Source organism: Devosia sp. SL43, from assembly GCF_021729885.1.
Classification (GTDB): Bacteria; Pseudomonadota; Alphaproteobacteria; order Rhizobiales; family Devosiaceae; genus Devosia.
Genome location: NZ_CP063401.1, coordinates 2,066,344 through 2,086,182 on the forward strand (window position 1 = coordinate 2,066,344; position 19,839 = coordinate 2,086,182).

A 19,839-nucleotide genomic window follows, 5' to 3' on the forward strand; every position below is an offset into this window, starting at 1 on the left:
CGAGTTCTTCACGAGCCTCGAACCACGAGGGCGTGGCACGATGGTCTAGACTAACGCTCAACAAAAAGGCCCCGGATCGCTCCGGGGCCTCCATCATTTCCTGCCGCCTACGCAGCGGGCGAAAAATTCAGCGCCACGCCATTGATGCAGTAGCGCAGTCCCGTCGGCGGCGGACCGTCAGGGAACACATGCCCCAGATGGCTGCCACACGTTGCGCAATGCACCTCGGTCCGCACCATGCCGTAGCTCTTGTCCGTGGTCGTCTCAGTCGAGCCGGGCACTGGATCGTTGAAGCTCGGCCAGCCGGTACCGCTCTCGAATTTCAGCTTGGATTCAAACAGCGGCTGATCGCAGCCAGCGCAGGAAAACGTCCCGGCCCGCTTCTCATAGAGCAGCGCACACGATCCCGGGCGTTCCGTGCCGTGGTTGCGCATCACCTGATACTGCTCGGGCGTCAGCCTGGCGCGCCATTCGGCATCGGTATGGGTAATTTTGAATGCATGGGTGTCCATGTTGTCACTCCTTTGTCGCACTTCTATTCGCATGGAATATAGGATGAGTTACACCCCGCCCATAGCGCCCGCTGCATCACTTCGCGCTGTTGCCTGCCAAAGGCCATTGCCATGACCATCGTCACCTCCATCGAGCAACTCGAAGCGCTTTACAGCCCTGCCCCAGTCGCCGCCTCCACCGTCAAGGTGGCCCACCGCATGACGCCGCAATATCGCCGCCTCATCGAAGCCAGCCCCTTCGCCGCGCTGGCCACGGTCGGCCCCGAGGGCATCGACTGCTCCCCACGCGGCGACCAAGCCGGCTTTGTCCGCATCCACGACGACACGACGCTGATGATGCCCGACCGGCGGGGCAATAATCGCATCGATTCGCTGCGCAACATCGTGCGCGATCCACGCGTCGCCTTCCTGTTCCTGTTGCCCGGCAGCGGCACCACCATCCGCGCCAATGGCCGCGCCCATCTCAGCATCGATCCGGACCTGCTGGCCAGTTTCGAAGTCGAGGGCAAGGCGCCGCGATCGGTCATCGTCATGCAGATCGACGAGCTCTATTTCCAGTGCGCCCGCGCCATCGTCCGCTCCGAACTCTGGAATCCCGAGCGTCACCCCGATCCGAAATCCCTGCCCACGCCCGGCGAAATCCTGGCCAGCATGACCGAAAACCAGGTCGGTGGCGAAGCCTATGACAAGGCCTGGCCGGAGCGCGCCAAACAGACCATGTGGTGACATCTGCCAATCGGCATTGTCACCGGTTGGTCATTTCGCTCCATTACGGGTGCGTGTGTTCGTGAGGCGGAAATGACCCTGAAATTCGTCGTGATGAGTGATCTGCATCTGGTGCCGCCGGGCAAGGCATCGATGACGCTCGATACAGGCGCGCGGCTGGAACAGGCGGTGGACGCCGTGATTGCGCGGTACGGCGACGCCGATTTCTGCATTCTGAACGGCGACCTGGCCGATCATGGCCAGCCGGCCGCCTATGAACGGCTCACGACCATCATCGCCCGCCTGCCCATCCCGGTGCATATGACGCTGGGCAATCACGACCATCGCCCCGCCTTCCTTGATATCTTCGGGGCCGATTATGCCAACGCCACCACCGGCAAGGTCGACAAGGTCATCGATGCCAAAGGTTACCGTATCATCGTGCTCGATTCCTCTGAACCTGGCCGCGCCGATGGCGTGCTCGAACAGGTCCAGATCGATTGGCTGCGCGCCCGCCTCGCCGAAGCCGCAGACCGGCCAGTCGTGGTCGTGCTGCACCACAATGCCAACGCGCTCCACATCCGTTCCGATGTCATCCGCCTGCTTGAGCCCGATGCGCTGATCGCGGCGCTCAAGACGCACAAGGATATCCGCCAGGTGATTGCCGGCCACGTCCACATTACCTCGACCGCGAGCTGGCACGGTCTGCCCTTCACCACCCTGGCCGGTGGGCACTATTCGGCCAGCTTCAACGTCGACCAACCCGATGTGCCCGTCCGCCGCATCGATGGTCCTGGCCAGATGGCCGTGGTCGTCGGCACGCCCGACCGCACTACGGTTCTGTTCGACGACTTTATCGATGGCAACAAGACCATCGCCATTGTCGGCGGACCAATGGTGCGGAAATAGGAAGTCTCCATATGACCCTGAAATTTGTCGTGATGAGCGACCTGCATGTGATGCCGCAAGGCAAGCTGTCGATGACGCTCGATACCGGCGCCCGTCTCGAACAGGCCGTCGATGCCGTCATTGCCCGCTATAGCGGCGTCGATTTCTGCGTGCTGGCGGGCGACCTGGCCGATCTCGGCGAGCCTGCTGCCTACGAGCGGCTCCAGGCAATCATCGCTCGCCTGCCCATTCCGGTGCATATCACCCTGGGCAACCACGACGATCGCCCATCCTTCCTCGAAGTCTTCGGCACCGGCTCCATTGCCGAGACCGGCAAGGTCGACAAGGTCATCGACAGCAAGGGCCACCGCATCATCCTGCTCGATTCGTCCGAACCGGGTCGCGTCGATGGCGTGCTGACGCCGACGCAGGTCGACTGGCTCAAGGCCCGTCTTGCCGAGGCAATGGACCGGCCGGTCATCGTCATCCTCCACCACAATGCCAATGCGCTGCATATCGAATCCGACGACATCCGCATCATCGATGCCGATCCTTTCGTCGCCACCCTCAAGACCCATCCCTACATCCGCCAGGTCATTGCTGGCCATGTCCATCTGACTTCGACGGCCACCTGGCGCGGCCTGCCCTTCACCACCCTGGCAGGCGGCCACTATTCCTGCACAGTCGACCAACCCCACATCCCCATGCGCCGCCTCACCGGCCCCGGCCAGATGGCCTTCGTCATCAGCGACGACGACGGCACCACCGTGCTGTTCGACGACTTCATCGACGGCAACGCCGAGATTTTCTAGATTGAGCGCCCGATTTCACAGTCGGGCTTTTCTCGTCAGGCCGAGTCGAAAACGGTGGTCGGCGAGAACCGGAGCGGATCGTACTCAACGTACGTGAGCACCGGAAGCGCAGACGATTGCCGTTTGCAGGCCGGCATCACGAGAAAGGGAATGGTGGGAGTAACAAGGATTGAACTTGTGACCCTTCGCGTGTGAAGCGAATGCTCTCCCGCTGAGCTATACTCCCATCGCCAGAGGCGAAAAGTAGAGAGATGGTGGGCGTAACAAGGATCGAACTTGTGACCCCCTCGATGTCAACGAGGTGCTCTCCCGCTGAGCTATACGCCCATCTCTCCGGGATGGAAGAACCGCTAGGTCCGTCCAGTGGCGCGGATAGACCATAAAACTTGACCGGGGGTCAAGGGGTCATCAGCGCTTTGTGGATAGTGATATGCGTCAGGCAGCCAGCAGCCGCTCGACCTCATTGACGAGGTCCTTGAGATGAAACGGCTTGCTCAGCACCGACGCATCCTTGGGCGCGTCGCTGTCGGGGTTCAGCGCCACGGCAGCAAAGCCGGTGATGAACATGACCTTGAGGTCCGGATCGAGTTCGGTGGCGCGGCGCGCCAGTTCGATCCCGTCCATCTCGGGCATGACGATATCGCTCAGCAGCAGCGAGAAGGGCTCCTCGCGCAGGCGCTCATAGGCCGAAAGCCCATTGTCGAACGACACCACTTCATAGCCGGCATTCTTGAGCGCGCGCGTCAGGAACTGGCGCATGTCGTTATCGTCTTCCGCGAGCAGAATTCGCTTCATGGTGTCTCCGGCCGTCCTGGCGTGTGAGTCGCACTGTAGCCTGTGATGTTTAAGGCAAGTTTGCGCTCCTGCAAACGCCGGGTAATTCCTCCCAACAAAATTGCGACAATCTGGACAAGCTGCTTGCAAAGGACGACACTGATTGCACAAATCACTGCGATGCCGCCAACAGGCGTCGATTTGGGGAGGCAGCGTGCGGTCCGACTATTGGGATCAGCCGGCATTCGAGACTATCCGGCCCCGCCGGCTGGTGGCGCCGGTCGTGTTCAACTCCGCCCATTCCGGCCGTGTCTATCCCGAGCGCTTTCTGGCCATGACCCGGCTCGACCATCTTTCCGTCCGACAGTCCGAGGACGCCTGGGTCGACGAACTCTTCGCCCGCGCCCCCCATCTGGGCGCCCCCATGCTGCGCGCGCATTTCCCCCGCGCCTATCTCGACGTCAACCGGGAGCCCTGGGAACTCGACCCGACCATGTTCGTCGAGCCGCTCTCCGATCGGTTCAACACCACCTCGCCGCGCGTTGCCGCTGGCCTCGGCACGCTCGCCCGCGTCGTTGCCGAAAACAAGCCGATCTATCGCGACCGCCTCACGCTCGACGATGCCCGCATGCGCATCGAGGGCATCTACCACCCCTATCATGCCGCCCTGCAGAAGCTGCTCGGCGAGGCCATGGCCGCTTATGGCGTGGCCCTGCTGATCGACTGCCACTCGATGCCCCGCATCAGTCGCACGGGCGACAAGGCGGCGCCCGATATCGTGCTCGGCGACCGCTACGGCACCACCTGCGCGCCGGGCCTCGTCGATCTGGTCGAAACCATTTTCGTCTCCGCCGGCCTGCGCGTCGCCCGCAACCGCCCCTATGCCGGAGGCTTTGCCACACGCAGCTACGGCCGCCCGCAGCATGGCGTCCATGCCCTCCAGATCGAGATCAGCCGCCACCTCTACATGAACGAGGTGACCCTGGCCAAACACGAGGGCTTCGACGCGGTCCGATCCGTCATCGACCGCCTGATCTTCGCCCTGATCGGCCTGGACCTCGTCTCGCTGGCCAGCAATCTGCCCAGTGCATCGGAAAAAGCTGCGGCGGAGTAGTCAACCGCCCATCGTTTCAGTAGACGTCATGGTAAGCCTGTCGAACCACGAGGTCGTGGCAAGGTGTTGGCCCTTCATGCGACCGCCCCATGACCCTCGATCTCGCCAAAATCGAAGCCACCCTGCTTGCCGCCGCCGATGCTGCGGCCACGCGCACCCTGCCGCTGTTCCGCACCACACTCGACATCGACAACAAGTATCAGGTCGGCTTCGACCCGGTGACCGAGGCCGATCGCAGCGCCGAGACCGCCATCCGCGCCGTCATATCCGAGGCCTTCCCCGACCACGCCATCATCGGCGAGGAATGGGGCTCGGAAGGCGACAGCGAATACACCTGGATCATCGACCCCGTCGATGGCACCCGCGCCTTCATCTCCGGCGCCCCGGTCTGGGGCACGCTGATCGGCTTCGCCCAAAACGGCGTCGCCATCGCCGGCCTGATGAGCCAGCCCTTCATCGGCGAGACCTTCATCGCCGTCCCCGGCCGCTCGACCTATCAGCGTGGCGGCGTCACCACCGCCAACCGCACCAGCGGACAGACCGAATTGGCGCCGTCAAAGGTGTTCACCACCACGCCAAACCTGTTTCACGGCGAGCATTGGGGAAAGTGGCAAGCCGTCGAAGCCGCCACCCGCCTGCAACGCTTCGGCATGGACTGCTACGGCTATGCCCTGCTCGCGGCAGGCCAGGCCGATCTCGTCATCGAACCGCGCCTGCAGACCTACGACATCGCCGCCCTTGTTCCCATCATCCGTGAAGCCGGCGGCGCCATCGCCTGCTGGGACGGCAGCGAACCGACTGCCGGGGGCAATGTGGTCGCTGCGGCAACGCCGGAACTGCTGAAGAAGGCGCTGGAGTTGATCGCCACCGCGTGAGGTGTCACGCCCGTAAATCCTTGGTCGAATCCAGCACCACATAGGTGGTGAGGGCATGCACCGTGGGCAGCGTCCCCAGCACGTCGGTATGGAAGTTCTTGTAAGCGCCAATATCGGCCACTTCAACCCGCAGGATATATTCGATTGTGCCGGTGACGTTGTGGCACTCGCGCACCTGCGACGCCTGCGCTACGGCGCGCTCAAAGGCCCGCTGCGCCGCCTGGGAATGGTCCGAAAGCCCCACCGCGATATAGGCAATGAAGCCGACGCCGAGCGCCGTCCGGTTAGTGACAGCGCGATAACCGGTTATCACGCCGGACTTCTCCATCTCCTGCACCCGGCGTAGGCAAGCCGATGGCGACAACCCCACCTTGGTCGCCAGTGCCAGATTGGTGATCCGTCCATCGCGCTCAAGTTCGGACAATATTTCGTGGTCTTTTGCGTCCATTTCGGTCAGACATTGCTCCAATCTCGCCAAATTCCCGAACATTGATGGCACATTGCGCCATACATGCGCAATCATTGCACCATGACATACGAAGTTCTCACCGCATTGGCAGTCTTTGCCCTCGTCTCATCGATCACGCCCGGGCCAAACAATCTCATGCTCATGGCATCGGGCGTCAATTTCGGGGCCTTGCGCACAGTTCCACACGCACTGGGCGTCTGCATCGGTTTCACGCTCATGGTGGGTCTGGTGGGGGTCGGGCTGATGGGGGTGTTTGACGCCATTCCCAATAGCCATCAGGTGCTCAAGGTCGTCAGCGCCCTCTACCTGCTCTACCTGGCCTATAAGCTGGCCACCACCGACACGCTGGGCGAACGCGCTGTCGATAGCCGACCGATGACCTTCTTTCAGGCCGCCCTGTTCCAGTGGGTCAACCCCAAGGCCTGGACCATGGCGCTGACGGCCATGACCGTCTATGCTGGCGGAGGTTCACTGCAGACTGTGCTGCTGGTCACGCTGGTCTTCGGCGTGGTCAACGCCCCCTCGATCAGCGTCTGGGTGCTGGCAGGTGACCGCCTTGGCCTTTTGCTGTCCACGTCCGGCCGCCTACGCGCCTTCAACATCGTGATGGCGGCGCTTCTGGTCGCTTCCCTTTATCCCGTGCTGATGCAGTAAAGGCTTGCGTTCACGCTCAGGCGCTCTGCTCGGTAATAAACGCGTCAAACGCCGCAAACACCTGCCCGCGGATCACGTCCGTTTCCATGAACAGCTCATGCCGCGCCCCGGCGATCACCACATGCCGCCCTGTCCGCATGCGCAGGCCCAACTGCTCGATCGCCGCGGTCGACACCACCTCGTCCCGCGCGGCCGCCAACATCAGCAGCGGAATGCGGATCTGCCCCGGAAAACTATCGCGCCCCGCTTCCGCCATGGCCCCCATCGCCGACGCCGCCCAGCGCACCGTCGGCGCGCCGATCTCAAGGTCGGGGCGCGCCTTGATCACATCCACCGCGCGCAGATAGCGGATCAAATCCCCGGTCAGCGGATTGCCCGGAAATGTCGCCTCCGAAGCCGGCTTGTCCGCCGCCCGGCTCACCGGCATGCGGCCAAGCCCGAGAAAGCTCAGCGTCTCGCACACCTTGGCCATGCCGCCCATCGACAGCGGCTGTCGATCCAACGCCACCATCGGCGCCGACAGGAAGATCCGGTCGAACATCAGCCGATCATTGATCCCGGCATAAAGCGAGGCCAGACCGCCCATAGAATGTCCGACCAGATAGAATGGCGGCGGGCATTCGGGCAGCAGGATTTCGCCGTGAAAGCTCTTGAGGTCGGTCCAGTAATCTTCGAAGCGGTCGACATAGCCCAGCTTGCGATTGCCGATCAGCCGGTCCGACCCGCCCTGCCCGCGCCAGTCAAACGTCGCCACCGCAAAGCCGCGCCTGCGGAAATCGGCGATGGTCTCGAAATACTTCTCGATGAATTCGGTCCGCCCCTGCACAAGACAGATCGTCCCCCGATGTGCGCCCTCCGACTTGGGCCAGAGCGCATAGCGCAACTGCACATTGTCCGAGGTCCTGAAGAACCCCACCCGAGCCCCCTCCGGAATCGGATTGGACGCAATATTGACCAGGCTTGGTCCGTTCGGGTCGACTTTGTTCATCGGCAACTCGTTCATTGGCACGATTTCTGTACCGAGATTCGCGGCGCCGCCGAGTCGAAAATGGCTGGCTTTGAGAACCGGAGCGGAGCGTACATCAGTACGTGAGCACCGGAAGCGCAAAAGCAAGCCATTTGCAGGCCGGCGGCGCCACGAAGTTCGGTGCAGAAAAGGAAAACCGGCATCTCTTGCGAGACACCGGTTTCCATTTGGGCGGTCCATGCGGGGGGCGGGTGATGGACCGCTTTGGGTGTGTACCGAGGTCTCCCTCAGCACATGACCCACTTCTAGCCCCACCCCGCTGAACTCAACCGGACCAGCACGTTCATATTCGGTTCATCTTTGGGCACGCCTTCCAGGCCGGATCACCAGTCGACCACCCTCCCCCTTGTGGGGAGGGCAAGCAAAGCTTGGCGCGCAGCGCCTAGCGGCGCTCGGGAGGGGGTGCGGGAACCCCGATATCGTGGCCAAACCAACCCCCACCCTTGATCCCTCCCCACAAGGGGGAGGGTGTCGACTGAAACGTCAGCCAACCACCCCTTGAACCCCGAAAATCCCCTCCCATATTTCAATCGTTCGCCGGACTTTCCGGGAACCCCGACCTCGAAATACACCGCTCGCCTATTGCTGGGAGCGTCGTCCGAGACCACCGGGACATCCACGTTGCTTTACGGAGAATGTGACTATGCAGACCATCGATTTTTCCCCCTTCTATCGCTCCACCGTCGGCTTTGACCGCGTCTTCAACCGCCTCGACAATCTGGTCGGGCAGGAAGCCAAGACCTATCCTCCCTACAATATCGAGCGCATCGGCGAAGACGCCTTCCGTATCTCGATTGCCGTAGCCGGTTTCGCCAATGGCGATATCGCCATCGAGACCAAGGAGAACAGCCTGGTCGTCAAGGGCGCCAAGGCTGCCGAGGCCGACAAGGCCCGTGAATTCCTCCATCGCGGCATTGCCGAGCGCGCTTTCGAGCTCCGCTTCCAGCTGGCCGACTATGTCGAGGTCCACGGCGCCACGCTCGAAAACGGCCTGCTGCACCTGGAACTGAAGCGCGAACTGCCCGAAAGCAAGAAGCCGCGCTCCATCCAGATCAACGGCAGCCATCCCTCGATTGAGGATAACTCTGTCAACTAGCCGCGCAGTCTTCTGCTTCGGCAGGCCGATCACCTCCCGGTGACGATAGAGGCGCAGCCCGCAAGGGGTGCGCCTTTTTGTGTTGTGGGCGTTGGTCGCAGCGACCGGCGGGTCAGGTGAAGTCAATGCCGACAGTTGCAACGGCGGCCGTCGCCCATCGTAAAGTTTTGCCTTCGCCGAAAGCAGACGTGGCGCGTTCTCCTTTGATTATGTCGTTTGGGGCGTATCAATTTCGAGATGACGAGCTAACAGGGCTGCAACCAGAGCGACAATCGCTGAGGCCATCATAACCATTAGCAGGCCAGGCCGAGCATTCTCTGCCGTCAAAACGGCACCTGCGATCGCTGCCATAATGGACGCGCCTGCAACGGTGATCGCGCCGGCGAGACCGGCGGCGCTTCCCGTCAGCGTTGCGCGAACCGAAATTGCCGCAGCGGTGGCACTGGGCTGCGTAAGTCCGTTCGATACCCCGACGAAAAGGCATGGCCCGAACAATGCCACCACATGATCGACGCCGGTAAAGTACAGGACGATGCCGAACAAGAGCCCCGCGCAAGCCACAATCCTCCCTGCAATCAGCAGGGTGGCCTCCGGGAGATTGCCGGCGAGCCGCCCGGCCAGAAAACTGCCGAGCACGAAGCCGCCTGTAATCGAGCCCATGTAGAGACCCAGAACTGCTGGCGATAGATTGAAGGCTGAAGCGGCCAGCGGGGCGCCAGCCAGGAAGGCATAGAAGGCACCGACCGAGAAGGCCATGCACAGGCAATAGGCCAGGAAGCGTTTTGAGCCGAGCAGTTCGGGATAGGCCTTGTACTGCTCCAGCATCGTCATGGATCGCGACGTCTTCGTCTCGCGCAGGTCGGTCCAACACAATGCGAGGACCGCGATTCCAAAAAGCGCCAGAACGTAGAAGCTGGCCCGCCAGCCAAATACCTGATCAAGCAGCCCGCCTGCCGTGGGGCCGAGCATGGGCGCAATGGCCCACGCCATGGCCAAATAGCCGAACCGACCTGCGGTCTGTTCTCGATTGGTCGTGTCACGGATCACCGCGAGCGACACCCCATAGGTTGGCGCGATCACAGCCTGCACCATCCGGCAGGCAAGGAAGGTCCAGGCATCTGGCGCTAGGGCGCAGCCGACTGTCGCAGCGATAAATATCGCCAGTGCCCCGAGGATTACAGGCCGGCGACCAAAACGGTCCGAGAGCGGGCCCAAAACGAGCTGAAGGCATGCTGACACAATTGCATAGGCCGCCAGCGAAAGCCCGATTAGTCCATAATCCACGCCAAATTCGGCGGCCATTTGGGGGAGAGATGGAAGGAAAAAGTTGATCGGCAGGATAGCAAGTGCCGACAGAAAGACCAACGTGGACAGGCGAGGAGAAGCTGATGAACCTGGCATGATCAAAGCCAATTGCTTGTGTGGAAAACGAGGCAATAAAAAAGCCCCTGTGAGGGGCTGATTTCTCCGCGCATGGGTGCTTTCGCCTGGCAGCTATGCTGCCTTGCCCATGCGCGCGCCTACTACGACCATGCCGTTTTCGATCATCATGGGCCAATTGTTACGGCGCGGAGGAATGTCCGTCAACTCGACGTTCTGTGCGGCAACAATCAGATTATCGCCGCCATAAGCCGTCTGTCTGCGCCCCCACTCGCCTAAGCCATGGGGACCCCCGTCCCCCGCTCAAATCTGAACATCCCATTCATCCCCCAGTCACCACATCCTCCCCAATCTTATGCTATACTCGATCCCGTGCCCTGGGAGGCTTGCCATGCACTCGCCCTTTCACAGCCTACGCCTTGCCGGATTGGTTTCCACGGCCCTGCTGATCGCGCCGGCGCTGCAGGCCGCTGAATTTCTCGCTACCGATACCTGGCCGATGGCCGCTGCCGAGCGGGCGCTGGCTGACACGATCGGGTCGGCGCTGATCCATGACATCACTATCAGCGATGACCGCATTTCGATCACCGCCGATCACCGCAGCGATCCCGAGCAGACCACGGACTATTATTGGGATGGGCTGACCGTCTATTCCGGCACGAGCATGCCCAATTTCAGCGCCCTGGGCATGGGCGACAGCAAGCCGTTTCCGTTGGCCGACCTGCCCCTCGATAGCCTGCCCCAGGTCAAGAAGGCTGCATTCGATGCCTTCGCCATATCAGGGGCCGAGATCACCGAGATCGAGGGCACCATGCCCACCACCCGCACCAGCAAGAAGCTAATCCCGATCTGGGAAGTGCATTTTGCCCAGCCTGGCGGCGAAACTGGTTCGGTGTTCCTCACCGCCAATGCTCAGGTCGTTGATATCGTCCTGCCCCAGAGTGCCCAAGTGGAGGCCGGGCCATGGCTCGCGCCAGCTACGGTCGCGGGCACGCTGGCCCGGCTTGCCGAGGAATTCGGGCCTAATGCCCGCTATGCCGAGATTTTCATCGATGACAGCAAGGCCATCATCCAGATGGAAGACCCGCAGAATCCCGGCGAAGTTGCCGAGATTCTGGTCGACGCCGATTCCATGGATCGGCGGGAATCGATGATGGCGGGAACACCCCTCGGCCCCACGCTCGACCGCACCTTTACCATTGCTGATATCGCCGCTCTCGACGCCAGCATGCTGGAGGACTTGGAGCAGCGCACTATCGAACGCATGGGCATGGATGGCATGACAGTGTTCCGCTACACCATCGGCCGTTCCATCCTGTTCATGACCCCCGAGGACGATCGCCTGGTGGTCGAAGTCCGCGCCGAGCTCGACGACGGTTGGACCAGTGGCCGCGTCGCCTACGATATGGACGGCAACGAAGTCGACGTCGTCACGCCCTGACGCTAAGCTGGCTCCACCTCACTGGAGCCAGCCATGGCAAAGTTCGCCGACAATTTCGAAGGCTGGTACAAATATGCCGAGCGGGCAGCGGGCAAGCCGCCGCGCCCGCTGCTGCTCGAAGCTCTGGCACTAACGCCGGGCCGCGATTCCGCCCTCGATATCGGCGCCGGCGCGCTGAACGACGCGATCCACTTGCTCGACATCGGCTTCCGCCACGTTACCGCGCTCGACGGCGAGCCCATCGCGCAGGAAATCGCCGATACCCTCCCAGCCGATCGCTTCGATTATCTGATCGCCAGCTTCGAGGAATTCGCCTTCCCACGCGGCGCCTACGATCTGCTCAACGCCCAATACGCGCTGCCCTTCATCCGCCCCGACGTATTCGACCGCGTCTTTGCTGCCATCCTCGCCTCGTTGAAACCGGGTGGCGTCCTCACCGGCCAGTTCTTCGGCGACCGCGACGACTGGGTCGGCACCCCCAACATGACGTTCCAGAGGCTGGACGAGGCCAAGGCCTTGCTGTCGCCGCTGACGGTGCTCAGCTTCCGTGAAGAGGAAGATCCCAACAGCCAGACCCTCAACGGCACGGCAAAACACTGGCATCTCTACCATTTCATCGCCCGCAAGGATTAGCGTCCCGCAGTGTCCGACAGCACATACTGGCCTGCCGCCCAACCACCGGCCGTCACCCTCGGGCTTGACCCGAGGGCTCTGCACTTGCGGAACTTTTGGTTAGTATAGACCCCTCGGGTCAGGCCCGAGGGTGACGCGTGGTGGGTGCGAAGACATTCGTGCAATCCGAAGAAAACAGGCACAGGTCCCACCTTTCCTATCGTTTCCTACACAAATACAGGCAAAGTCCTATTTTCTGTGACGGAACCATGGCAAAGACGCTTGCTCCCAGTTTGGAATTATGCAAATGTGCAGAGGTTAGGGCAGCAAACCTGTCCTATCTGACGCGTCGCCCCGCTCTCCGCGGCCAGCACGCACGCCGGTCCGGCTGGCCCGCTTTGCATGAGCGGAAACGGATAGGCGGGACTAATATAGTCCGAAACGAGTGGCCATTTGGATGCAGCGCCACTCCCCACGCATGGACGCATTTGCTCTTTCGAGCCGTACCGTAGTACGACCCGCCTGAACAACGCGCCCACCCTGAGGACGATAACGCATCCAGCCCGCCGGTTGACCGGCACCATCAGGATGCACACGACATAGCGACACTGCCCGGAAACGGGCGCGACCAACGAAACGAGGAACATGCCATGGCACACGCGCGGAACGGACACGAACTCCCGGTCACGACGACTAAAGCCAACCGCACCACCTTGATCGAACATGGTCGCCGCGTCGTTTCCGGCCGCCCCGAGGCCCAGGGTCTCTACGATCCGGCCAACGAGCACGATGCCTGCGGCATCGGCATGATCGCCAACATCAAGAACAAGCCCAGCCATGAAGTGGTCGAGAAGGGTCTCGAAATCCTCGAGAACCTCGAGCATCGCGGTGCTGTCGGTGCCGATCCCCTGATGGGCGACGGTGCCGGCATCCTGGTGCAGACCCCGCACGGCTTCTTCAGCAAGGTCCTGCCCTTCGCGCTGCCGGAGAAGCACGGCTACGCCGTGGCCATGCTGTTCTATCCCAACATCGTCGAACTCCGCGATCGTTGCGCTGAAGTCGTACGCGGCGTGCTGGCCGCCGAGGGCCTGACGCTGCTCGGCGAACGCATCGTTCCCACCGACAACAGCCCACTGAGCGAAGGCGTCATCGCCACCCAGCCGATCATCGAGCAGATGGTCATCGCCCGCCCAGCTGGACTCAGCCTCGATGAATTCGAGCGCAAGCTGCTCATCGTCCGCAAGGTCATCTCCAACACGGTCTACGCCGCCGTGCCCGAAAGCGACGGCGACAACGGCTTTTACGTCGTCTCCATGTCGGCCCGCACCGTGGTCTACAAGGGCATGTTCCTCGCCGCCCAGCTCAAGGCTTTCTACCCCGACCTCAGCGACGAAAGCTTCGAGTCGGCGATCGCCCTGGTGCACCAGCGCTTCTCGACCAACACCTTCCCGTCCTGGAAGCTGGCCCATCCCTACCGCATGACCACGCACAATGGTGAGATCAACACCATCCGCGGCAACGTCAACTGGATGGCCGCCCGCCAGGCATCGGTGTCTTCGCCGCTGTTCGGCGACGATATCACCAAGATCTGGCCGATCTCCTATGAGGGTCAGTCCGACACGGCCTGCTTTGACAACGCGCTCGAATTCCTCGTGCGCGGCGGCTATTCGCTGCCGCATGCGGCGATGATGCTGATCCCCGAAGCCTGGGCCGGCAATCCGCTGATGGATGAGACGCGCCGCGCCTTCTATGAGTATCACGCTGCACTCATGGAGCCGTGGGACGGCCCGGCCGCCATGTCGCTTTCGGACGGTCGCTACGTCGTGGCCACCCTCGACCGCAACGGCCTGCGCCCCGCACGTTACCTGGTGACGCGCGAAGGCCATGTCGTGCTCGCCTCCGAATCCGGCGTACTCGATATCCCGGACGAAGACATCGTCGAGCGCTGGCGCCTGCAGCCGGGTCGCATGCTGCTGATCGACCTCGAAGAGGGCCGCATCATCTCGGACGACGAGATCAAGCGCACGCTCGCCACCAAGAACCCCTATGCCGAGTGGCTGGCCCGCAGCCAGATCGTGCTCGAAGACCTGCCCGAAACCGAGCCCAAGGCCCCGGTGACGTCGGAGTCGCTGCTCGATCGCATGCAGGCCTTCGGTTATACGCAGGAAGACATCAAGCTGTTGATGGCGCCCATGGCCACGACCGGACAGGAAGCCGTCGGCTCGATGGGCACGGACACGCCGATATCGGCGCTGAGCCAGAAGTCGAAGCTCCTCTACACCTATTTCAAGCAGAACTTCGCCCAGGTGACGAACCCGCCGATCGATCCGATCCGTGAGGAATCGGTGATGTCGCTCGTCAGCTTCATCGGCCCGCGTCCCAACATTTTCGATCTGGCCGGCGCCTCGCGCGAGAAGCGCCTCGAAGTCCGTCAGCCCATTCTCACCAACGAGGATCTCGAAAAGATCCGCGCCATCGGTGACATGGTCGACAACCAGTTCAAGACCAAGACCATCGACATCACCTACCCCGCCGATAGCGGCGCGGCAGGCATGGAAGCGGCTATCCAGTCGATCTCCGAGCAGGCCGAGGCTGCCATTGCCGGCGAGTACAACATCATCGTGCTGTCCGACCGCCTCGTCGCCTCCGACCGCATTGCCATTCCGGCTCTGCTGGCGACGGCGGCCGTGCATCACCACCTGATCCGCAAGGGCCTGCGCACCTCCTCGGGCCTCGTCGTCGAGACCGGCGAAGCCCGCGAAATGCACCATTTCGCCATGCTGGCCGGCTACGGCGCCGAAGCCATCAACCCCTATCTGGCTTTCGAGACGCTCGCTGCCCTTCACGCAGAGGGCGAATTCCCGGCCGAGGTCGATGCCCACGAAGTTATCTACCGCTACATCAAGTCGGTGGGTAAGGGGCTGCTCAAGGTCATGTCCAAGATGGGCATCTCGACCTACCAGTCCTATTGCGGCGCCCAGATCTTCGACGCGGTCGGCTTGCACTCCGATTTCGTCAAGCGCTTCTTCTTCGGCACCGCCACCTCCATTGAGGGCGTGGGCCTCGCTGAAGTCGCCGAGGAAACCGTGCGCCGCCACCGCGACGCCTTTGGCGACGATGTCGTGCTGCGCAAGGCGCTCGATGTCGGCGGCGAATACATGTACCGCATCCGCGGCGAGAAGCATGCCTGGAGCCCGGATGTCGTGTCCGATCTGCAGCACGCCGTGCGCACCAAGGATGAATCGCCCGAAACCGCGCAGGATCGCTACGACAGCTTTGCCGCGCGCGTGAACTCGGGCGAAAACGGCTACCTCGCCATCCGCAACCTCTTCGACATCCGCCCGATTGGCGAAGCCGTGCCGCTTGACGAAGTCGAGCCGGCGGTGGAGATCGTCAAGCGCTTTGTCACCGGCGCCATGTCCTTCGGCTCGATCTCGCGCGAAGCCCACACGACGCTGGCCCAGGCGATGAACCGCATTGGCGGCAAGTCCAACACCGGCGAAGGCGGCGAGGAGCCCGATCGCTACAAGCCACTTCCAGACGGCTCGCGCAACCCGATGCGCTCGGCCATCAAGCAGATCGCGTCCGGCCGCTTCGGCGTCACCACCGAATACCTGGTCAATGCCGATCAGCTCCAGATCAAGGTCGCGCAGGGCGCCAAGCCCGGCGAGGGCGGCCAATTGCCCGGCCACAAGGTCGACTGGGTCGTCGCCAAGACGCGCCATTCCACTCCCGGCGTGGGCCTGATCAGCCCGCCGCCGCATCACGACATCTATTCCATCGAAGATCTCGCCCAGCTCATCTACGATCTCAAGAACGTCAACGAGCAGGCCGATATCTCGGTCAAGCTGGTGTCCGAAGTGGGCGTCGGCACGGTCGCTGCCGGCGTTGCCAAGGCGCGCGCCGATCACATCACCGTCTCCGGCTATGACGGCGGCACGGGCGCATCGCCTCTGACCTCGCTCAAGCATGCCGGCGGCCCATGGGAAATCGGCCTGGCCGAAACCCACCAGACGCTGGTGCTCAACCGCCTGCGCTCGCGCGTTGTCCTCCAGGTCGATGGCGGTCTCAAGACCGGCCGCGACGTGCTGATCGGTGCCTTGCTCGGCGCCGATGAGTTCGGCTTCTCGACCGCACCGCTGATCGCGGCCGGCTGCATCATGATGCGCAAGTGCCATCTCAACACCTGTCCGGTTGGCGTCGCCACCCAGGACCCGGTGCTGCGCAAGCGCTTCAAGGGCACGCCCGAGCACGTCATCAACTACTTCTTCTTCATCGCCGAAGAGCTGCGCGGCCTGATGGCCTCAATGGGTGCCCGCACCCTGCGCGAGCTCACCGGCCGGTCCGACCTGCTCGATCAGCGCAAGATGGTCGATTACTGGAAGAGCGAAGGCGTCGATTTTTCCAAGCTCATCTACAAGCCCGAGCCGATCGGCGGCGACACGCTCTATCACTCCGAATACCAGAACCATCATCTGGAAGCCGTGCTCGACCGCAAGCTGGTCGAACTGGCCGAGCCGGCGCTCGCCCGTGGCGAAGCCGTGCAGATCGAGCTGCCCATCCGCAGCCGCGACCGCTCGGCCGGTGCCATGCTCTCGGGCGCCCTCGCCCGCAAGTATGGCCATGAGGGCCTGCCTGATGACACCATCTCGATCAAGCTGACAGGCACGGCTGGACAGGCCTTCGGCGCCTTCCTCGCCCGCGGCATCTCCATCGACATGGTGGGCGACGCCAACGACTATGTCGGCAAGGGCCTCTCCGGCGGCCGCATCGTGGTCCGCCCGTCCGACAAGGTGAGCTTCGAGCCGTCCAAGTCCATCATCGTCGGCAACACAGTGCTCTACGGCGCCATCGCGGGCGAATGCTACTTCCGCGGCATTGCCGGCGAACGCTTCGCCGTCCGCAACTCCGGCGCCATCGCGGTCGTCGAAGGCACGGGCGACCACGGCTGCGAATACATGACCGGCGGTGTCGTCGTCGTCATCGGCCAGACCGGCCGCAACTTCGCGGCCGGCATGTCCGGCGGCGTCGCCTATGTCCTCGACGAGGACGAGACCTTCCGCGACCGTTGCAACCTCGCCATGGTCGATCTCGAACCCGTCGCCGAGGAAGAAGCGTTGATGCAGCAGCTCCACCATCACGGCGGAGATCTCGAATGGCATGGCCGCGTCGACATCTCGGGCGACATGACCAAGCATGACGACGAGCGGCTGCATCAGCTCATCAGCAACCACCTGCACTACACAGGCTCGGACCGCGCCAAGTACATCCTCGACCACTGGGTCGAGATGCGCCCCAAATTCGTCAAGGTGATGCCGGTCGAATACCGCCGCGCCATCAAGGAGATGGAAAAGAAGCGGGCGAGCGGCATGGGCATGGCGGCGGCGGAATAGATGGGCCGGGCGGCAATACTCACATTGCTGTCTGGGGTGTTGGCGATCGGAGCATTTTTGGCCTACGACTGGACAACAACGTCGTTGGACATATCCAACGTCAGCGAAGCGCTCTCGGTAGACGAGAGCGCTGTCCAACTGGGCTGGAGCATCGACCCGGCGGCCCTCTATGTCGTCTGTGGAGGTGGGGCGCCGCGGCGTTTGCTAGCGAGTTGGAAGATGCCGGCACGCGAGTTGGACTACAAGGCAGCGAGCACGGCACGCTTGGCGGCCTTTCGCAGTCAACCGTTTGACAACCGGTTCATCGAGTTTCCGGCTTCCAATTTGCTGAAGGGCAAACGTCGTGAACTCATCCAGACGCAGCCTCTGACTGCGGAGGTTGTCCAAGCTGTATCGGACCTGTTTGATACAACCTCCGACTACCAGAATGCCTTTCACATGGGAGAGGAAGCCTTCTACTTCTCTCCCAACGCGACTGCGAAATTAGGACTGTCGGCTGCCTGCCAAGGTGTGCAGCAGAACGGAATTGAAGGACGAGCCCATGGGTAAGGTAACAGGCTTTCTCGAGATCGAGCGCGAAGAGCCCCGGTACGAACCGGCCTCCGATCGCATCCGCCATTTCGGCGAGTTCACCATTCCGATGTCAGAAGGGCGCATCGTCGATCAGGCGGCGCGCTGCATGGATTGCGGCATCCCGTTCTGCCACGGCGATACCGGCTGCCCGGTGCATAACCAGATTCCGGACTGGAACGACCTCGTCTATAACGGCGACTGGGAGGAGGCGGCGCGAAACCTCCATTCCACCAACAACTTCCCCGAATTCACCGGCCGCATCTGCCCCGCCCCGTGCGAGGAAGCCTGCACGCTGAACCTGGAAGATAGCCCCGTCGCCATCAAGACGGTCGAACAGGCCATCGCCGACCGCGCCATCCGCAATGGCTGGGTCAGGCCGCAGATCAATGCGACCAAGACCGGCAAGTCGGTCGCCGTCGTCGGCTCCGGCCCCGCCGGCATGGCCGCGGCCCAGCAACTGGCCCGCGCCGGTCACGATGTTCACCTCTACGAACGCGAGCCCAAGGCCGGCGGGCTGATGCGCTATGGCATCCCCGACTTCAAGATGGAAAAGGAACACATCGACTTCCGCGTCACCCAGATGGAAGCCGAAGGCGTCACCTTCCACTACAACGAAAATATCGGCGTCACCCGCCCGTTGTCCGAGCTGCAGGCGCAGTATGACGCCGTGCTGCTATCAGGTGGTGCGGAAAAGCCGCGCGATGTCGACAGCGAAGGCACCGAGCTCAATGGCGTGCATTTCGCCATGCCGTTCCTCGTGCAGCAGAACCGTCGTCTCGGCGGCGAAGACACCTCGTCTGAACTGCAGCTTACGGCGGCAGGCAAGCATGTTGTGGTGGTCGGCGGCGGTGACACCGCTTCCGACTGCGTCGGCACCAGCTTCCGCCAGGGCGCTATCGCCGTCACCCAGCTCGACGTCCGCCCCATGCCGCCCGAGCTCGAAAACAAGCTGACCAACTGGCCCAACTGGGCGGTCAAGATGCGCACGTCGTCATCGCAGGCCGAAGGCGCCATCCGCGAATTCGCCGCCGGCACGATGAAGATCATCGGCAATGCCAAGGGCCAGGTCACCGGCGTCGAATGCGCCCGCGTCGACCGCAAGCGCCAGCCCATATCAGGCACCGAATTCATCATCAAGGCCGACCTAGTCCTGCTGGCCATCGGCTTCGCCTCGCCGGTCCACGAGGGCATGCTGACCGAACTGGGCGCCCAGCTCGACAAGCGCGGCAACCTCTTCGCCGACACGATGAGCTACAAGACCACGGTCGAGAAGGTCTACGCCGCCGGCGACATGCGCCGCGGCCAATCCCTGGTGGTCTGGGCGATCCGCGAGGGCAGGCAGGCCGCACGGTCGATCGATTTCGATTTGATGGGCAAGACGGATCTGCCGCGGTAGTCAATCTTGGGGGATGCGACATCGTCGCTCCCCACCGCGTCACCCTCGGGCTTGACCCGAGGGCTCTACACTTGCTGAACTTCGGTGAAGTACAGAGCCCTCGGGTCAAGCCCGAGGG

Annotated in this window: 17 protein-coding genes and 2 tRNA genes; 12 read left to right on the top strand and 7 right to left on the bottom strand. The window is 62.6% G+C overall.

The features are described 5' to 3' along the window. Nucleotides 1-107: 107 nt before the first annotated feature. Nucleotides 108-512, bottom strand: coding sequence for a peptide-methionine (R)-S-oxide reductase MsrB (gene msrB / locus IM737_RS10100; RefSeq protein WP_236899783.1), 405 nt, complete (start codon nt 510-512; stop codon nt 108-110). Between the two features lie 111 nt (nt 513-623). Here msrB and IM737_RS10105 point away from each other — a divergent pair, with 111 nt between their 5' ends. The 3 genes from IM737_RS10105 to IM737_RS10115 all read left to right on the top strand — a co-directional run bounded on the left by IM737_RS10105 (nt 624) and on the right by IM737_RS10115 (nt 2,917). Continuing rightward, nucleotides 624-1,238, top strand: a complete 615-nt coding sequence (locus IM737_RS10105; protein WP_236899784.1) for a pyridoxamine 5'-phosphate oxidase family protein — start codon at nt 624-626, stop codon at nt 1,236-1,238. 72 nt (nt 1,239-1,310) lie between these two features. Next, nucleotides 1,311-2,126, top strand: coding sequence for a metallophosphoesterase (locus tag IM737_RS10110; RefSeq protein WP_236899785.1), 816 nt, complete (start codon nt 1,311-1,313; stop codon nt 2,124-2,126). 11 nt (nt 2,127-2,137) lie between these two features. Further along, nucleotides 2,138-2,917: a metallophosphoesterase gene (locus tag IM737_RS10115; RefSeq protein WP_236899786.1), complete on the top strand. Its 780-nt coding sequence runs from the start codon at nt 2,138-2,140 to the stop codon at nt 2,915-2,917. Nucleotides 2,918-3,068: 151 nt separating this feature from the next. Here IM737_RS10115 and IM737_RS10120 read toward each other — a convergent pair. The 3 genes from IM737_RS10120 to cpdR all read right to left on the bottom strand — a co-directional run bounded on the left by IM737_RS10120 (nt 3,069) and on the right by cpdR (nt 3,712). Then, a tRNA-Val gene (locus IM737_RS10120) sits at nt 3,069-3,143 on the bottom strand. Nucleotides 3,144-3,169: 26 nt separating this feature from the next. Next, nucleotides 3,170-3,244, bottom strand: a tRNA-Val gene (locus IM737_RS10125). Nucleotides 3,245-3,352: 108 nt separating this feature from the next. After that, a complete protein-coding gene (gene cpdR, locus IM737_RS10130) occupies nt 3,353-3,712 on the bottom strand; it encodes a cell cycle two-component system response regulator CpdR (protein WP_046105558.1) in 360 nt (119 codons plus the stop codon). 193 nt (nt 3,713-3,905) lie between these two features. Between cpdR and IM737_RS10135 the strand changes: the two genes are divergently transcribed. Further along, nucleotides 3,906-4,805, top strand: coding sequence for an N-formylglutamate amidohydrolase (locus tag IM737_RS10135; protein WP_236899787.1), 900 nt, complete (start codon nt 3,906-3,908; stop codon nt 4,803-4,805). 89 nt (nt 4,806-4,894) lie between these two features. Beyond that, nucleotides 4,895-5,680 carry a histidinol-phosphatase gene (hisN, locus tag IM737_RS10140; RefSeq protein WP_236899788.1) on the top strand — a complete coding sequence of 262 codons (786 nt, stop codon included), beginning with the start codon at nt 4,895-4,897 and terminating at the stop codon, nt 5,678-5,680. A gap of 4 nt (nt 5,681-5,684) precedes the next feature. Here the strand turns inward: hisN and IM737_RS10145 are convergent, their stop codons facing one another. Next, nucleotides 5,685-6,104, bottom strand: a complete 420-nt coding sequence (locus tag IM737_RS10145) for an Lrp/AsnC family transcriptional regulator (RefSeq protein WP_236899789.1) — start codon at nt 6,102-6,104, stop codon at nt 5,685-5,687. A gap of 105 nt (nt 6,105-6,209) precedes the next feature. Here IM737_RS10145 and IM737_RS10150 point away from each other — a divergent pair, with 105 nt between their 5' ends. Continuing rightward, a complete protein-coding gene (locus IM737_RS10150) occupies nt 6,210-6,803 on the top strand; it encodes a LysE family translocator (RefSeq protein ID WP_236899790.1) in 594 nt (197 codons plus the stop codon). Nucleotides 6,804-6,819: 16 nt separating this feature from the next. On the opposite strand, the gene IM737_RS10155 is transcribed toward IM737_RS10150, so the two are convergent. Then, nucleotides 6,820-7,791 (bottom strand): alpha/beta fold hydrolase, encoded by a 972-nt coding sequence (locus IM737_RS10155; RefSeq protein WP_236899791.1) that lies wholly within the window; start codon nt 7,789-7,791, stop codon nt 6,820-6,822. Nucleotides 7,792-8,473: 682 nt separating this feature from the next. Between IM737_RS10155 and IM737_RS10160 the strand changes: the two genes are divergently transcribed. Continuing rightward, entirely contained in the window at nt 8,474-8,926 is a 453-nt protein-coding gene (locus IM737_RS10160; RefSeq protein ID WP_236899792.1) for an Hsp20 family protein, read from the top strand. A 207-nt stretch (nt 8,927-9,133) separates the two neighbouring features. Here IM737_RS10160 and IM737_RS10165 read toward each other — a convergent pair whose 3' ends face one another. Further along, a complete protein-coding gene (locus IM737_RS10165) occupies nt 9,134-10,363 on the bottom strand; it encodes a multidrug effflux MFS transporter (RefSeq protein ID WP_236899793.1) in 1,230 nt (409 codons plus the stop codon). A 334-nt stretch (nt 10,364-10,697) separates the two neighbouring features. Here IM737_RS10165 and IM737_RS10170 point away from each other — a divergent pair, with 334 nt between their 5' ends. The 5 genes from IM737_RS10170 to IM737_RS10190 all read left to right on the top strand — a co-directional run bounded on the left by IM737_RS10170 (nt 10,698) and on the right by IM737_RS10190 (nt 19,721). After that, nucleotides 10,698-11,747, top strand: a complete 1,050-nt coding sequence (locus tag IM737_RS10170) for a hypothetical protein (RefSeq protein ID WP_236899794.1) — start codon at nt 10,698-10,700, stop codon at nt 11,745-11,747. Between the two features lie 33 nt (nt 11,748-11,780). After that, a complete protein-coding gene (locus IM737_RS10175) occupies nt 11,781-12,380 on the top strand; it encodes a class I SAM-dependent methyltransferase (RefSeq protein ID WP_236899795.1) in 600 nt (199 codons plus the stop codon). Nucleotides 12,381-13,009: 629 nt separating this feature from the next. After that, entirely contained in the window at nt 13,010-17,752 is a 4,743-nt protein-coding gene (gltB, locus tag IM737_RS10180; protein ID WP_236899796.1) for a glutamate synthase large subunit, read from the top strand. Then, complete coding sequence (locus IM737_RS10185) at nt 17,753-18,301, top strand: hypothetical protein (protein WP_236899797.1); 549 nt, start codon at nt 17,753-17,755, stop codon at nt 18,299-18,301. Beyond that, nucleotides 18,294-19,721 carry a glutamate synthase subunit beta gene (locus IM737_RS10190; RefSeq protein WP_236899798.1) on the top strand — a complete coding sequence of 476 codons (1,428 nt, stop codon included), beginning with the start codon at nt 18,294-18,296 and terminating at the stop codon, nt 19,719-19,721. The genes IM737_RS10185 and IM737_RS10190 overlap by 8 nt, the downstream gene beginning before the upstream one ends. The last annotated feature ends 118 nt before the right edge of the window (nt 19,722-19,839 follow it).